We start from the raw sequence: 16,803 nt of genomic DNA on the forward strand, positions 1-16,803 counted from the left end.
AAAAAATCTAATAAGTTTGACATTTATATTTTACATATGATATAATAACAATTATGCTTGGTATAGGTCGCTAATACCTATAACAGCGTTTAAATTAATTTGGAGGTGAACAGTAAATGTTTGCAGTAATTAAAACTGGTGGAAAACAATACAAAGTAGAAGTTGGATCAGTAATAAAAGTTGAAAAATTAGCCGCTGAAGTAAATTCAGATGTTGTAATAAGCGAAGTGTTAATGCTAGATGGAAAAATTGGAAATCCTTTAGTAGAAGGAGCACAAGTAATAGCAACTGTAAAGGCTCATGATAAATTAAAAAAGGTTATCAACTTTAAGTATAACAGAAAAACATACTACAGAAAAAAAGGTCATAGACAACAATATACTTTAATTGAAATAAAAGACATCAAAGGATAAAAGAATGATTAAAATTCTTTTTAAAAGAAAAAATGACAAATTTATTTCATTTGAAATAAAAGGTCATTCAAATTTAAGAGGATATGGAACAGACATAGTATGTTCAGCAGTTTCATCAACAACACTTATGACTTTAAATGGAATATTAGAAGTGTTAAGTGCAAATGTAGAATATACAATTGATGAAGGTTATACATACTGTAATTTTGAAAATTTAAAAGATGATAAAATTTATATATTAATTAATTCATATTATCTTTTTTTAGAAGAATTGAGTAAAGAATATCCTAAAAATATAAATTTCAAAGTAATGGAGGTATGAAAATGTTATTAAAGTTAAACCTACAACTATTTGCCTCAAAAAAAGGACAAGGGTCTACTAGAAATGGTAGAGATTCTAATCCTAAATATTTAGGGGTAAAAAAATATGATGGTGAAGTAGTTAAAGCCGGGAACATAGTTGTTAGACAAAGAGGAACTAAATTCCATCCAGGAGCTAATATGGGCTTAGGTAAAGATTACACTTTATATGCACTTATAGATGGTTATGTAAAATTTGAATCATTTGGAAAAGGTAAAAAAAGAGTAAGTATATATGAATCAAGATAAATATTAGACGAGCCATTAGGCTCGTCTTTAATTAAAGGAAAATATATATGACTAAAAAAGAAAAGATAAAGTATGTATTAACATTTTTTGAAAATAAATATGGAAATTTAAAAACAGAGTTAAACTATGAAACTGAATTTCAGTTAATGATTGCTGTTATATTATCCGCACAATGTACAGATGCAAGAGTTAATATAGTTACAAAAGAATTATTTAAAATTGTTAAATTTCCAATTGACATAGTCAATATGGATATAAAAACACTTGAAACATATATTAAATCTACAGGATTTTATCATAATAAAGCTAAAAATATAAAAGAAAATTCTAAGTTACTTTATGAAAAATATAATTCAATTTTGCCTCATAATATGGAGGAACTACTTAAATTACCCGGAGTAGGAAGAAAAACAGCTAATGTTTTACTACACGAACTATGGAATATAAACGAAGGTATAGTAGTAGACACACATGTTATAAGACTTGTAAATTTATTGAAAATTGTCAATACTAAAAATCCTGTTATAATTGAAAATGAATTGAAAAAACTTGTACCTAAAAAATATTGGAGAAACATAACACATTATTTTATATTACACGGTAGAGAAAAATGTATACAAAGAAAGTTAGAGTGTGAAGTATGCGATTTAATACGAAAATAAATAAATATTTTTTTATCATAATAAGCATATTATCTATGATTAGTTTTTCATCGACTGCTATTTTTAGTGCAACTGATTATGGAGATATATTTTATGAGGAAAACTCTGATATGATTTGGCCTACGGCATCTCTTGCAAAAGTTATGAATGTGTTAGTAGCACTAGATGCAGTTGACAGTAAAAAAGTATCGTTAGATGATGAAATTACCTTTGATAAGGAAACAATCAACATTAAAGGAAGTTATTTAGATGTTAGCCTTAATAAAAAATATACATTAAGAACTTTATTAGAAGCTGAGCTTGTATATTCAGCTAATAATGCAGCATATGCTGTTGCTAAATATATTGGTGGAGGAGATATTAATAAATTTGTAGAACTTATGAATAAAAAAGCTTCTTACTTAGGACTTAATGATACTGTATTTTACACGCCGGCAGGATTACCTACAAGTATTACAAAATTACCTCTTGATATTTCAACAGCAAAGGATTTATATAAATTAGCTAAAATTGCAATAAAAGATAATAGAATACTTGAATGGACAAATAAGAGAAAAATAATTATTGATGATCAAGAATATTACACAAGAAACAATAATTTAGGATATTTTGGAAATATTGGACTTAAAACAGGTTTTCATTCTTTATCAAAATTTAATATGATTGGGATAAATAAAATTAAAAACATTAATTTAATTACAGTAACTTTAGGTGATGATACAAAATCTATGAGATTTAAGCAGCAAAATGAAGTGGCTGAACAATTAATGGAAAAAATTAAACTTGTTTATCAAAACGGTCAGTTTTATAAAGAAATTCCAGTAGAATATTCAAATGAAAAAAAGATTAGAACTGTAATAGGAAAAGACTTTTTTTTCTATGATGAGAGTTTTGATATAGTTGAAAATATTATAAAATTAGAGGAAACAGTTAATATTGGAGATAAAGTTGGAGAAATAATAATTACTAAAAATAATCAAGTAATAGATAAAATACCTATTATTGCACAAACAAGTGCCACAGCTTTAGGCATATTTGCCAAAATATTTGAATATATCAGAAATAGTTTAAAGCACATTTTATAATGTGTTTTTTTTCTATATGTGTTATAATAAACAAGTGAGGTGACAAATGAAAAACTATAATGATACACTTGAATTTTATAAAATAATTAATAAATTAATAGATAATTCATTTTTAAATGAAACAAAAGAAAAATTTTTAGATTTAAAATTATATACTAATAAAGACTTATTGGAAAAAGAATTAAAATTAATGCAGTCAATGATTGATTTTTATAAATATGATGATGGATTTGAATTGACAGAGATATTTGATATATCTAATCAAATAAAATCATTAAGTATGTTAGGCTCATATATTGAATTAATTGATTTATTTCATTTAAAAAAAGATTTAATTTTATATAGAAAATGTAAAAGTCGTGCTAAAAATGTAAGAGATAAATATAAAGAAATATGGAAGATATTTTCAAATGATATTGAAATTAAAGAATTGGAAAATGTCATTGAAGATATAGTTGATGATAATGGAGATATAAAAGATACTGCTTCTGTAGGTCTTAAAGACATTAGAAAACAAAAAAAATTAATAAATGAAAATATTAAAGATAAATTAGATAGTATAATAAATGAGCCCAAAACATCAAAAGCTGTAGATCAAAAAATAATAACTAAGCGAAATGATCGATATGTAATACCTGTAAAAACGGATTTTAAAGGTTTAATTAAAGGTATAGAACATGATAGATCATCAACTGGAAATTCTGTTTATATTGAACCTATTTCAGTAGTTTCACTTAATAATAAATTAAGAGAATATGAAACTCGTGAAAGAGAAGAAATAAGAAAAATTTTAATTAGAATAAGTGAATATATTAGAGTTAAATTAGATGATATCAAGCATATATTTGAAATTATACTTACTCTTGACTTTTTAAACAGTAAGACTTTATTTTCATTAAAATATGAATGTGAGATTCCAAATATTGTAAATAAAGAGATGATCAATCTTGTAAATGCAAGACATCCACTTATACCAAAAGAAAATTCTGTACCTATAAGCTTTAATTTAGATGAAGATAAAATTATGCTAATAACAGGTCCAAATACAGGTGGAAAAACAGTAACATTAAAAATAACAGGTTTACTTACAATAATGGCATTATCAGGTATACCTATACCTGCATCTGAAAAGTCAACTATCGGTTTTTTTGAAATTGTTTTAGCAGATATTGGTGATGAGCAAAGCATTGAACAGAATTTATCTTCATTTTCAGCACATGTTAAATCAATATCTGAAATACTTACACTTTGTAATAAAAAAGCATTGATACTTTTAGATGAATTAGGCTCAGGAACAGACCCCATGGAAGGATCAGCTTTTGCAATGGCAATAATTGATTATTTAAACAGTAAAAATATAAAGTCAATTATAACCACTCACTATAGTGATGTAAAAGCATACGCTTTTAATAATAAAGGAATTAAAAGTGCTTCAATGGAATTTAACATTGAAACATTATCTCCTACTTATAGATTAATAGAAGGTATTCCTGGAGAAAGTAATGCACTTATAATAGCTAAAAAATATGGTATTTCTGATACAATAATTCAAAATGCAAAATCATACATTAGTGAAGATAATAAAAAAGTTGAAGAAATGCTTACAGCTATTAAACAAAAAAATGAAGAGCTTGAAGAAATGAATATAAAGTTTAAAAAGCTTACACAAGAATTAGAAAAAGAAAAGCAAGTATACAGTAGTAAAATATTACAACTTGAAAAAGAAAAAAATGATATCATAGAAAAGTCTCATAAGGAAGCTGATGAATATTTAAGAAATATGCAGGCAAAAGCTAAAGCGTTAGTTGAGAAAATCAATAAAGAAAATGCAAATATCGATGAAATGAAACAAACACAAAGAAATATAAATATGCTTGCTAATTCAATAAAAGAAGATAAAAAGAAAATAAAAAATGAAATTAAAGTAGAAGAAATAAGTATAGACTTTGAACTTGGAGAAGAAGTTTTAATAAAATCGCTTAATAAAAATGCAAAAATACTTAAAATAATTGCAAGTAAAGCATCAGCACAAGTTCAAGCAGGTATATTGAAATTAGTTGTACCATTTACAGATATAGTTAAAATATCAAAGAAAAAAGAAAATAATACAGGAAAAAGATTTGTTTCATTTAAAGGTGGAAATACTAAAATGCAAATAGATGTCAGAGGTAAAAATAGTGATGATGCTTTAAATGAAATTGAAATATATTTAGACAAAGCAGTTTTATCTGGCTACAATATGGTATATATAATTCATGGAAAAGGTACAATGGTTTTAAGACAAAAAATAAGAGAATATTTAAAAACTTCAGTATATGTATCAAATTTTACAGATGCTAATCAAAATGAAGGTGGTTTAGGTTGTACTATTGTTAATTTAAAATAAAAGAGGGTTATAAATGAAGTTATATAATACTTTAACAAATAAAATTGAAGAATTTAATTCAATAAATAAAAATGAAGTTTTAATGTATGTATGTGGTCCGACTGTATATAATTATATTCATATTGGAAATACAAGACCTCTGGTTGTATTTGACGTTCTAGCAAGATATTTAAAAAGTTTAGGATATAATGTACGATATGTACAAAACTTTACAGATATTGATGATAAAATAATAAAAAGATCAAATGAGGAAAATGAAAGTTGTGATTTTATAACTGAAAAATATATAAAAGCTTTTATGGAAGATACATCTAAGTTAAATTTATTAAAAGATATCATTAGACCTAAGGTAACTGATAATATAGATGAAATTATCATAATGATAAATAAATTAATTGAATATGGTTACGCATATGAAAAAAATGGCGATATAATATTTTCAGTTGATAAATTTAGCAGTTATGGTAAATTATCAAAACAAAAACTTGAAAATTTAAACGCAGGTAATAGAGTAGAAATAAATAAGGATAAAAATAATCCATTTGACTTTGTGCTATGGAAAAGGAAAAAAGAGAATGAACCGTACTATAATTCACCATTTAGCGAAGGAAGACCCGGTTGGCATATTGAATGTAGTGCACTTATAAAAAAATATTTAGGTGATAATATAGATATACATGCGGGAGGGCAGGATTTAATATTTCCTCATCATGAAAATGAAATAGCACAAAGTATATGCTCAAATAAAGAAAAGACAACATTTGTAAATTACTGGCTACATAATGGTTATGTTACATTAAACAATGAAAAGATGAGTAAATCTACAGGAAATTTTTTACTATTAAGAGATGTACTTAAAAATTTTTCAGGAAATGTTATAAGATACTTTATATTATCTTCACATTATAGAAAAAATCTTAATTTTAATGAAACTGATTTGCAAGTTGCAAAAAAAACATTGGAAAAAATTTCAAAAACTTTATATAAATACAGTAAAACCTCAGAATTTAATAAAAATGAAACTATAGAAATAATAGTGAATGAATTTAAAAATGATTTTAAAGAAGCATTAGATGATGATATGAATACTCCTAAAGCATTTGCAGCAATATCGAAATGTTTAAAAAAAGTAAATAGTTTTATATCTAGTAATTTAGATTGTAATTTAATTAGTGTATATGATGCAGTTAGATATCATTTAGTTGATATATTAGGTATAGAATTAATTATTGAAGATAAGGCGGTAAATAGTATGGAAAGTGAATTATTGCAGATTCTTATAAATTTAAGAAATGAAGCTAGAAATAATAAAAATTATGAGTTAGCTGATAAAATCCGTGATGAATTATTAAAATTAAATATATCAATTAGTGATAAAAAATAATGAGGGGTAACAATGAATTTTAGAAAATTTTTTAATATTTTTAGAGTAAATAAAAGTATTTCAATTGATTTAGGAACAGCAAATATTTTAATTTATGACAAACAACTTAAAAGAGTTGTATTAAATGAACCATCTGTTGTTGCAATTGATAGAAAGACTAGAAAAGTTATAGCTGTTGGTTCTCAAGCCAGAGAAATGTTAGGTAAAACTCCAGCAAGCATTGAAGCGATAAAACCGCTTAGAGATGGAGTTATTGCTGATCTTGATGTAACTCGTGAAATGATAGACCACTTCATAAAGAAAATATATGGGTATGGTTTATTTAAACCTGAAGTTATGATTTGTGTACCTATTGAAGTAACATCAGTTGAAAGAAAAGCATTATTTGATTCAATATTAAGTGCAAAAAAAATATATATAATAGAAGAAGGTAGAGCAGCAATTATAGGTTCTGGAATTGACATTTCAAAACCTAATGGTCACATGGTAGTTGATATAGGAGGAGGTTCTACAGATATAGCAATACTTTCGCTAAATGAATTAATTTCTTCTAAATCAATAAGAATAGCGGGAAATACCTTTGATAGTGACATAGTTAGATATATTAAAAATAAATATAATCTATTAATTGGAGAAAGAGCAGCAGAAGCAATAAAGAAAAATATTGCAAATGCAATTAAAGTTGAAAATCCTCAAAAAATGGTTATTAAAGGTTTAAATCTTGAACTTGGAACACCTTCCTCAATAGAAATAGATGAAAATGAAGTAAATGAAGCAATTAAACATTCACTTATGGATATAGTAAATTCTGCTAAAGAAGTACTAGAAAAATGTCCAGCTGAATTAGCAGCTGATATACTTGATAATGGTGTTGTAATGACTGGTGGAGGAGCACTTATCAAAAATTTCACAACTTTATTGGAATCATATATAAAAGTAAATGTTTATGTTTCAGAACACCCTATGGATAGTGTTGTTTTAGGCGGAGGAAAGGCGTTTGAAGACAAGAAATTATTAGAAACATTACAAATGAAAGAAATATAGTATGAATGAATTAGAAAAAATTGCAAAGCTTGAAAGAAATAATGCAACATATTTATTATATTCTGATGTAAGAGTAAATTTACTTGATAAGGCTATAATATTATCTAAAATGATATATGATAAATATGAAATAAGCTATAATGATATTTGGGAACATCCTGATATAACATATTTGCAAAAATTAAAAATAGATGATATACGAAATATCATAGCTAAAGCTGCTGAAACATCATATACTGGAAAAAAAATATTTATACTTGATATTAATGGAATAAAAAAAGAAGCTAGTAATGCAATGTTAAAAGTTATAGAAGAACCACCACAAAATACATATTTTATACTTTTAACTAATACACTTAACATATTGCCAACAATAAAATCAAGAGCATTAAAAATATATATTAAACCAAAACAATATGATATTAGCAGTGATATTTATAATCTTTTTGATGGCAATGAAAAATATATAGATGAATATTTACAAAATAATATTAATTTAGATGAATATAAGATAGAGGATATTGAGAATTCTTATGATATGATTGAAACATATTTTACGAATGAAAATATCAATGTTTATATGAAAATTAATTATGAATTTTCCATTGATTATTTAATATTTAATTTAAAATATGAAAATGATGTAAATAAACTTACTTATATTTATAAATTAATTGATTTATTTTCGCAAGATAGAGAGAAAGCAAGTGAATTTTTACATAGACTAATTATAAAGCTTGCAAATATAATTAGTAAAGATAGATATATATATCTTATAAATTTAAAAAATAGTTTAAAAAATAATGTTAATATAAAGTCCGTTTTATATTTATTTTTACTAGATATTGGAGGAATTAATGCTTAAATTGGTAGTAAGTGATTTAGATGGAACACTACTAAATAGTAAACATGTTTTAAGTGATTATACAAAAAAAGTTGTTAGAAAATTATGTGAACGTGATGATGTTGAATTTATTATAGCAACCGGAAGAAATTATAAAGATGCTCAAAGGATTAAAGCGGATTTAAAATTAAACATACCAATGATTACTTCAAATGGTGCAATATTATATGATAAATTTGATAAAAGATTACATAGTTATTTTTTGAATAAAAGTACACTTGATGAGATATATCAAATAAATCATAAAAAATATTCAAAAGATATATTTATAAATATAATTACGGATGATAGATGGTACATACTTGAAACATTACCTAAAGATCATATTATATATGAATGGATAAGTGATGATTGGAAATTTGAAAATACTTCACTTGAATTAATAAAAGATGAAGAAATTACAAAAGTATATTATATAGGTAAACATGACGATTTAGTTAATTTAGAAAAAGAATTAAAAGATAAAGTTGGTTTTGATGTTAATACGGCATTTACATTACCTTTTTGCTTAGAGATTTTCCCAAAAGATGCAACTAAAGCAAAGGCTTTAAAAAAACTAATAAAAATATGTGATTATTCACTTGAACATTCTATTGCTTTTGGTGATGGATTTAATGACGCCGAATTACTAAATGAAGTAAAGCAAGGATATATAATGAAAAATGCTGCTGAAGAATTAAAAAATTGTTTAAATAATATTGAAGTAATTGATGCAAATTATGAAGATGGAGTTGCAAAAAAATTAGTTCAATTATTTAGTTTGGAGATATAAAATGGCAATTGGAATTTTCGATTCAGGACTAGGTGGTCTAAGTGTCTTAAAGCAAATTAAATTGTTATATCCCAATGAAAAAGTTATATATTTTGCTGATAGTATTCATTTGCCTTATGGTGAAAAAACAGATAATCAAATTATACAATATAGCAAAAATATATGTGAGTTTTTGATATCAAAGGGAGCTAGTTCAATAGTTATAGCATGTAACACTGCAAGTTCTGTTGCATATGATAAACTTATAAAAATATATAAAATCCCAATTTATAGTGTTATTATTCCTGTTGTTAAATATATGCTAAGTAATAATTATACTAAAGTTGGATTAATTGCAACAAGATCAACGGTTGAATCTGGTAAATATGATAAACTATTAAATGGAAAATTAAATATGAAAAAAGCTACACCTAAATTAGTAGAATATGCTGAAAAACTTGATAAAATTGGAATTGAAAAAGTGATAAAAAATTATTTAGATGATATGGTTAATGAAAATGAGGCAATAATTTTGGGATGTACTCATTTTCCTTTATTAAATAAATATTTGAAAAATATATACAATGATTATGAATTTATAGATCCAGCATTAGAGTGTGCAAAATCAATTAGGATTATAGAACATGATAGTGGAATTGATGAATATTATACAAGTGGTGATGTAGGACAATTTAAAACATTATCAAAAAATATTTTAGGAGTTGATATAAATGTACGAGTACATAAATGGTAATTTAGTGGTAAAAGAATTAAATTATATTGCTCTTGAATGTATGGGAGTAGCATATTTAATTTACATACCATTTAAAACTTATGAAGCTCTCGGAGGTATAGGGACAACTGAAAAAATATATATACATATGAATGTAAAAGAAGATGATATTACTTTATATGGGTTTAAGAATATAAATGAAAGAAAAATATTTAAACAAATTATTAAAGTTAGTGGTATTGGTCCTAAAATTGCACTTTCAGTTCTTTCAACGTTTAATTATAATGAAATAACAAATATAATAAATAATGAAGACGCTAAATTATTATCTAAAGTTCCAGGACTTGGGCTAAAAAAAGCACAAAAGCTTATCATTGAATTAAAAGATAAAGTTGAATTACTTGAATTTACTGGTAACTCTAACTTACATATTATTAAAAATGAAGTAAGTTTGGCATTAGAATCATTAGGATATAATAAAATTAAAGTTGAAGATTATATTTCAAATGATGAAATTGAAAAATTAGCAGACTCTGCATTAATAATGAAAGAAATATTGAAAAAAATTGCAAAAAAAATGTAATAAGGTGGTCGTATTTTATGATAAAAGTTAATTTTATTAAACAGTTTAATATAGAAAATATTGATTTACTTGTGGTTATACCAAGTTATAAAAATAAATGGGTTATTATGAAAAATAAAAAAAGTGATACCTATGAATTTCCCAGTATAGAAATTGAAAATGAAGAAAATTTAATTGATATTGCAAGCGATGTAATTGAAAAACAAGTTGGAGCAAAAAAATATAATCTTTTAAAAATGGGAATTTTTGAAATAAAATATGACGAAGGTTACAGTAAATTTGGTGTCTTATATTATTCAATAATTAATGATTTTATAAATAATTTTAATGACAATATTGAAGTTATAAATAAAATGCCATTAAAAAAATATTGGACTTATCCTAAAATTCATCCTAAATTGTTTGAATTAAAATGTGCTAGTGATTATGATGAAATATAAAAAAATGAGCTTACAGCTCATTTTTTATATACAACATTAGAGGTTCATAATAATTATTAAAATTTGCAAAAAACATTGAAGGTTTTAATTTTTTTATTTTTTCTTTAATATTTACCTTTTTTTCTACATTAATTACTTTATAATCTTCAAATTTCAAATAATTTGCAAGGGATTTAATTGTATCTTCAAGATTACCTATTTTATCGGCTAACCCATTTTCAACAGCTTCTTTACCTGTCCATACACGACCACCGGCAATTGGTTCTAATCTTTTATCTGTCATAAGTCTTCCACGAATAACACAAGCTTTAAATTCTTTATAAGTAGCTTCTAGTGACTTATTAAGTATCTTTAATGTTTTTTCACTTGGTGAAGTAGTTAAATTTCCAAAATCAACTGTTTCACCTTTTTCGACTCCATCAATATTTATACCAATTTTTTCAATTAATTTTTCAAATGAAGGGTAGAGTGCAACAACTCCAATTGATCCAGTTAAAGTTGTTTCATTTACAAATATTTTTCTCGCAACTGTTGAAATGAAATAACCACCTGAAGCACAAACATCTTTCATTGATACAAATATAGGTACGTCAATTCTTTCTTTTAATAATGAATGTATTATACTTGATTCATATGCAGATCCACCAGGTGAATTAATGTTTAAAACAACACCTGAAATAAAATCGTCAGAATTTTCTAATAATTCAATTTTTTCTAATACATCATCATAACTTATAGATAAGTTATTTGTAGAACCAGGATTAATTTGACCTTCTAAGTTTATAACTGCAATTATATTTTTTGATTTATTTTTCTTCTTGTTTTTTATTTTATAATCTTCAATATTAATTAAATAATCATCTTCGTCAATTAAGCTACTTTTTGTATCATAACCATCAATTAATGAATCGTAACTGTTATTTAAAAATAATTCTCCATCAATTAAATCATTTGTAATATCGACATTACGGTATTTTTTTACTTTTTCTATGAAGTATTCTAAATTTAAATTACTAAGTCTAGTTATATCTTCTTTTAATTCATTTGACATGTTGTCATGGTTAAAATTTTCACCATATGATTTGTGATTTCCCACATGTAAAACATTAAATTTAATACCAATTTTATCAAATAATGATTTATAATAATTTAATTTTTTGCTGTATCCTCTTAAAACTAGAGTAGAATTTGCAGTTTTAACAAGATATATTTTGCTGGCAAGCATTGACATTAAATATTTATTATTATCCAGTAAACTTCCTATTGCAACAACTTCTTTTGTCTGACGAAGTTTTGTAAATATTGGTTCTAATTCTTCAATTTGAGTATTTGTTAGATTTGTTTTGTCCACATCTATTATTATTTTTTCTATTTTTTCATTATGTAAAACATCATTTAATTTTTCATTTAAATTATAAAAATTTAATTTTTTTGAAAAAGGATTTTCGATATTATCATAAATGACATCATCTATAGCGATTAATACTGTTTTTGGATTTTTAACGACATTTTTTTTACTTTTATTTGATAGTGAATTTTTAATAATCATAATAAGTATAAAAACAATAATTAAAAATGATAAAATTACACTTATTAATATTGTAAGAAAATTAACTAATATCATTTTTGCCCCCTGATTTTAATTTATTCAATTATATCATATTTGATTAAAGAGTTGAATAATTAAATAAAAATAGGTATAATTTACAAATAACATGAAGGAGTTATAATATATGAAAAAAGAGAATAATTTTGGTTGGTTATTAATTATTATTTCAGCAACAATGTGGGGAATAGATGGCATTTTATTAACTCCAAAATATTTTGTGTATGGATTCTATGATGTTAAATTTATAGTATTTATGTCTCACTTAGTTCCAAGCATAATCTTATCTTTATTGTTTTTCAACGAATATAAAGTTATAACACAATTCAAAAAACAAGATTATGTTTATTATGGTTTAATATCATTATTTGGTGGTACAATTGGAACACTTGCAATAGTAAAAGCATTACAACTTAGCAATTTTAGCCTTAGTTTGGTAACTGTAATTCAAAAAATGCAACCAATTTTTGCTGTTATACTTGCATATTTCTTATTGAAAGAAAAACCTAAAAAAAGATTTTATATAATATTAATAGTTTCGCTAATTTCACTATACTTTTTAATATTTGGATTTAAAAATCCTAAATTATTACCTGAAAATAATTTAAAGGCGGCATTTTATTCACTTATAGCAGCAATGTCGTTTGGAAGTTCAACGGTTTTTGGAAAAAAAATAGTAACGAAACATTCATTTTTGACAACTACATTTTATAGATTTATATTTACAACTGTTATAACAGGTATAATTTTAGTATTTTCAAATTCAACTATATCAAGTGCAAAGCTATATGTATCAAATTGTAATCTTTATATACTTACTATAATTATTGCAGTTTATAGTTTAAGTTCAATTTTAATATACTATAAAGGGATGACTACAACAAAAGCAACATATGCAACAATATGTGAGCTTGCTTATCCAATAACATCAGTATTTGTAGAAGCAATAACATATAAGAGATTATTATCACCTATTCAATTAATAGCTGCTACAATACTTGTACTTTCAATTTTTTATCTGAATTTAGGTAAAAATAATAATTAAAATATGATATAATGTAAATAATATTTTTATTTGGAGATGAATACAAAATGGCAAAAAATTATGAAAAAAATATAGTTAAAACTCTAATTTCAAGAGAAGATATTCAAAAAAGAGTAAGAGAACTTGGAGAACAAATTACAAATGATTATAAAGATGATCCAGCTCCTATGGTAGTAGTTGGAATTTTAAAAGGTTCAGTTATTTTTATGTCAGATTTGGTAAGAGAAATAAAATTACCGTTAACAATGGATTTTATGGAAGTATCAAGTTATGGTGATAGTTTTGAGACTACAAGAGATATAAAAATAATAAAAGATTTAGAACATAGTGTTAGAGATAAAAATGTGCTTGTTGTTGAAGATATAATTGATTCAGGACTTACACTTAAAAAGATATTAAAATTAATTGGAAAAAGAGGTCCCAAAGAAGTTATACTTTGTACTTTATTAAATAAGAGAGAAAGAAGACAAGCTGACGTTGATGTACAATACGTAGGTTTTGAAATTCCTGATGAATTTGTTTCAGGATATGGGTTAGACTTTAAACAAGAATATAGAAATATACCATATATATGTGTATTAGATATTAAAGGTGAATAAGAGTGTCATATATTCATAAGAAAAAATATGGTCAAAATTTTTTAAATAGTGATGAATTATTATCTAAAATTAAAGATACTGTAAATATTAATAATAATGACCATATAATTGAAATAGGACCAGGTCATGGATTTTTAACAAAAATGTTACTTGATAATTCAAAAAAGCTTGATTGTTATGAAATTGATAAGGATTTAATACCGTATCTTAACAATAAATTTAAAAACTATAGTAATTTTACACTTATAAATCAAGATTTTATGACTGTTGATATAAAAGGTGAAAATATAAAAGTAATTGCAAATATCCCTTACTATATTACAACACCTATAATTGAAAAATTAATAGAAAATCGGGATAAAATAAATGAAATATATTTAATGGTACAAAAAGAAGTTGCACAAAGAATATGTTCTAAATATAAATCAAGTGATGTCAGTATGTTGACTCATTTTGTAAGATTTTTTTGTGAACCATATTATCTTTTTACAGTAGAAAAGGAAATGTTTGAACCTATACCAAAGGTTGATTCTGCTTTTATAAAACTTGAAATAAGAAAAGATAATAAATATGAAAAAGAAATTAAACATGAAAAATATTTTAATTTTTTAAAATTAGCATTTTCAAATAAAAGAAAAAGTCTTGTAAATAATTTGAAAAGCCTTAATATTAATAAAGAAAAATTAATTAACTTGCTACCAAATGATTTAGTTCGTGCTGAAGAATTAAGTATAGAACAATTTATATCTTTAATAAAGGAAATTGATAAGTTATGATAGATTATGAATACATTATAGAAGTTGGTAGAGAAAATATAGATATTATAAATAAAATAACTGAAGCATATGATGGTATTGGTAATGTTAGAACCATTGATAATAGAAAAGGAATAGTAAAAATACTTACTAATAAATATTTTTTTAATGATATAAATTTAATGTTTAAAAAAATAAAAAAAGTATTCAATATAGAAATTAAAATAATCAATGAAAATGAATGGCAAGGAGAAATATAAATGAAAAAATACTTAGATATTATTAAGTTTTGGTCAAAAAAATTAATTATAGATGAAGAAAAATATACTGTTACTGAAAAAGAAATTTCAAATAACTCTGTTGAAGTATATATAAATGTAAAAAAAGCAGATATGGGAAAAATAATCGGTAAAAATGGAAACATTATAACTAATTTAAGAAATTTAGTTAACGCTATATCAAAAAAAGAAAAAAAAGCTGTAAAAATTGTAGTTAAGGATATGTAAAAATGGATACTAAATATAATACATATGTAATTGTGGGTCTTCAATGGGGTGATGAAGGTAAAGGTAAAATAATTGATATATTAGCTAGTGATTCTGATTATGTTGTAAGATTTCAAGGTGGTAATAATGCTGGGCATACAGTTATTGTTGGAGATGAAAAAATTACACTTGACATGTTGCCTTCAGGTATATTAAATACTAAAGGAAAATGTATACTTTCAGCAGGAACAGCAATTGATATAGATACATTTTTAGATGAAGTATATAGTATTGAAAAAAACGGTCAACTTCTTGAAAATTTATATATTGACGGTAGAGCTAATATTATCATGCCTTATCATACTATGATAGATGTCGCTAAACAAAATATCATTGGTAAAGATGTTATAAAACCTTCAAAAAATGGAATAACACCTTGCTACATTGATAAAATATCAAAAGTAGGTATTAGAATAGCGGATTTATTAGACATGGATACTTTTGCATATAAATTATTATTAAATTTAAAAGAAAAAAATAGCATACTAGAAAAATTTGGAGAAGCACCTTTAGAATTTGATTATATTTTTGAAAAATTTAAAGATTTTTCTTCTAAATTAAGATATAGAATTATTGATGGCATGCTTGAAATAAATAGTGCAATCGATAATGGAAAAAAGGTATTGTTTGAAGGTACGCAAGCTTTAATGTTAGATACTGATTTTGGAACATATCCAAATGTTAATTCAGCTATAGCAACAACAGGTGGAGTATGTACAGGTGTTGGAATATCCCCTAAAAAAATAGCTAATATTATAGGTGTTTTTAAATCATATTCAACAAAAGTTATGGATGGAGTTTTTCCAACAGAAATGGATAGTGTTAATTCAAATGTAATTCGGCATCACGGTAATGAATACATAAATTCGACCGGTTATGCTAGAAGGTGTGGATGGCTTGATTTAGTTGTTTTAAAATATGCAGCAATGATTGATGGTGTTACAGAACTACACATGACAAAACTTGATGTTTTATCTTCGTTAAAGAAAATAAAGTTAGGTGTTGCATATGAAATTGATAAAAAAGTATATGATACTTATCCTATAAATTTAAACAAAAATACTGAATTTTCAGTAATATATAAAGAATTTGAAGGTTGGGAAGAAGACATTTCAAATATAAAGGAATATGATAAACTTCCTGAAAATTGTAAAAGATATATTGAATATATTGAGGGGTATCTTGATATAAAGATAACGTTGATATCAGTCGGAAATAGAAAAGAACAAATAATACTTAAATAATGGAGTAAAAAAATG

20 protein-coding genes are annotated in these 16,803 nt (G+C 24.4%); 19 read left to right on the forward strand and 1 reads right to left on the reverse strand.

Translation table 11 applies throughout. The features are described from left to right. The first annotated feature begins 116 nt into the window (after window positions 1–116). Genes rplU through AWT63_RS00590 form a run of 13 tightly spaced genes read left to right on the forward strand, consistent with a single transcriptional unit; the run spans window position 117 to window position 10,994 of the window. Entirely contained in the window at window positions 117–413 is a 297-nt protein-coding gene (gene rplU, locus AWT63_RS00530) for a 50S ribosomal protein L21 (RefSeq protein ID WP_068267595.1), read from the forward strand. A gap of 4 nt (window positions 414–417) precedes the next feature. Further along, entirely contained in the window at window positions 418–735 is a 318-nt protein-coding gene (locus AWT63_RS00535) for a ribosomal-processing cysteine protease Prp (protein WP_068267597.1), read from the forward strand. Between the two features lie 2 nt (window positions 736–737). Then, the gene (gene rpmA / locus AWT63_RS00540) at window positions 738–1,022 is read left to right on the forward strand and encodes a 50S ribosomal protein L27 (RefSeq protein ID WP_068267603.1); all 285 of its coding nucleotides are present in this window, start codon (window positions 738–740) and stop codon (window positions 1,020–1,022) included. Between the two features lie 47 nt (window positions 1,023–1,069). After that, window positions 1,070–1,684: an endonuclease III gene (gene nth / locus AWT63_RS00545; protein ID WP_068267604.1), complete on the forward strand. Its 615-nt coding sequence runs from the start codon at window positions 1,070–1,072 to the stop codon at window positions 1,682–1,684. A 35-nt stretch (window positions 1,685–1,719) separates the two neighbouring features. Continuing rightward, complete coding sequence (locus AWT63_RS00550; protein WP_197407526.1) at window positions 1,720–2,769, forward strand: D-alanyl-D-alanine carboxypeptidase family protein; 1,050 nt, start codon at window positions 1,720–1,722, stop codon at window positions 2,767–2,769. Window positions 2,770–2,815: 46 nt separating this feature from the next. After that, entirely contained in the window at window positions 2,816–5,155 is a 2,340-nt protein-coding gene (locus AWT63_RS00555) for an endonuclease MutS2 (RefSeq protein WP_068267606.1), read from the forward strand. A 13-nt stretch (window positions 5,156–5,168) separates the two neighbouring features. Continuing rightward, a complete protein-coding gene (cysS, locus tag AWT63_RS00560) occupies window positions 5,169–6,539 on the forward strand; it encodes a cysteine--tRNA ligase (RefSeq protein ID WP_068267607.1) in 1,371 nt (456 codons plus the stop codon). A gap of 12 nt (window positions 6,540–6,551) precedes the next feature. Then, on the forward strand, window positions 6,552–7,583 hold the full coding sequence (mreB, locus tag AWT63_RS00565) for a rod shape-determining protein (protein ID WP_068267608.1): 1,032 nt from the start codon (window positions 6,552–6,554) through the stop codon (window positions 7,581–7,583). A 1-nt stretch (window position 7,584) separates the two neighbouring features. Then, window positions 7,585–8,448: a hypothetical protein gene (locus AWT63_RS00570; RefSeq protein WP_068267616.1), complete on the forward strand. Its 864-nt coding sequence runs from the start codon at window positions 7,585–7,587 to the stop codon at window positions 8,446–8,448. Next, window positions 8,441–9,259, forward strand: coding sequence for a Cof-type HAD-IIB family hydrolase (locus tag AWT63_RS00575; protein ID WP_068267617.1), 819 nt, complete (start codon window positions 8,441–8,443; stop codon window positions 9,257–9,259). The genes AWT63_RS00570 and AWT63_RS00575 overlap by 8 nt, the downstream gene beginning before the upstream one ends. Before the next feature lies 1 nt (window position 9,260). Continuing rightward, window positions 9,261–9,992: a glutamate racemase gene (gene murI / locus AWT63_RS00580; RefSeq protein WP_068267618.1), complete on the forward strand. Its 732-nt coding sequence runs from the start codon at window positions 9,261–9,263 to the stop codon at window positions 9,990–9,992. Continuing rightward, a complete protein-coding gene (ruvA, locus tag AWT63_RS00585) occupies window positions 9,970–10,554 on the forward strand; it encodes a Holliday junction branch migration protein RuvA (RefSeq protein ID WP_068267620.1) in 585 nt (194 codons plus the stop codon). Before murI ends, ruvA begins: the two co-directional genes overlap by 23 nt. A 17-nt stretch (window positions 10,555–10,571) precedes the next feature. Next, the gene (locus tag AWT63_RS00590; RefSeq protein WP_068267622.1) at window positions 10,572–10,994 is read left to right on the forward strand and encodes an NUDIX hydrolase; all 423 of its coding nucleotides are present in this window, start codon (window positions 10,572–10,574) and stop codon (window positions 10,992–10,994) included. Between the two features lie 10 nt (window positions 10,995–11,004). Here the strand turns inward: AWT63_RS00590 and AWT63_RS00595 are convergent, their stop codons facing one another. Then, the gene (locus tag AWT63_RS00595) at window positions 11,005–12,618 is read right to left on the reverse strand and encodes a S49 family peptidase (protein ID WP_068267624.1); all 1,614 of its coding nucleotides are present in this window, start codon (window positions 12,616–12,618) and stop codon (window positions 11,005–11,007) included. Window positions 12,619–12,727: 109 nt separating this feature from the next. Between AWT63_RS00595 and AWT63_RS00600 the strand changes: the two genes are divergently transcribed. The 6 genes from AWT63_RS00600 to AWT63_RS00625 are packed head-to-tail and all read left to right on the forward strand — an operon-like array spanning window position 12,728 to window position 16,788. Continuing rightward, the gene (locus tag AWT63_RS00600) at window positions 12,728–13,645 is read left to right on the forward strand and encodes a DMT family transporter (protein WP_068267625.1); all 918 of its coding nucleotides are present in this window, start codon (window positions 12,728–12,730) and stop codon (window positions 13,643–13,645) included. A gap of 47 nt (window positions 13,646–13,692) precedes the next feature. Further along, on the forward strand, window positions 13,693–14,244 hold the full coding sequence (gene hpt / locus AWT63_RS00605; protein ID WP_068267627.1) for a hypoxanthine phosphoribosyltransferase: 552 nt from the start codon (window positions 13,693–13,695) through the stop codon (window positions 14,242–14,244). Between the two features lie 2 nt (window positions 14,245–14,246). Next, on the forward strand, window positions 14,247–15,020 hold the full coding sequence (rsmA, locus tag AWT63_RS00610) for a 16S rRNA (adenine(1518)-N(6)/adenine(1519)-N(6))-dimethyltransferase RsmA (protein WP_068267629.1): 774 nt from the start codon (window positions 14,247–14,249) through the stop codon (window positions 15,018–15,020). Next, window positions 15,017–15,259, forward strand: a complete 243-nt coding sequence (locus AWT63_RS00615; RefSeq protein ID WP_068267631.1) for a DUF4911 domain-containing protein — start codon at window positions 15,017–15,019, stop codon at window positions 15,257–15,259. The genes rsmA and AWT63_RS00615 overlap by 4 nt, the downstream gene beginning before the upstream one ends. Continuing rightward, complete coding sequence (locus AWT63_RS00620) at window positions 15,260–15,505, forward strand: KH domain-containing protein (protein WP_068267633.1); 246 nt, start codon at window positions 15,260–15,262, stop codon at window positions 15,503–15,505. Between the two features lie 2 nt (window positions 15,506–15,507). Next, window positions 15,508–16,788, forward strand: coding sequence for an adenylosuccinate synthase (locus tag AWT63_RS00625; protein ID WP_068267634.1), 1,281 nt, complete (start codon window positions 15,508–15,510; stop codon window positions 16,786–16,788). The last annotated feature ends 15 nt before the right edge of the window (window positions 16,789–16,803 follow it).

The organism is Caviibacter abscessus, from assembly GCF_001517835.1.
GTDB lineage: Bacteria > Fusobacteriota > Fusobacteriia > Fusobacteriales > Leptotrichiaceae > Caviibacter > Caviibacter abscessus.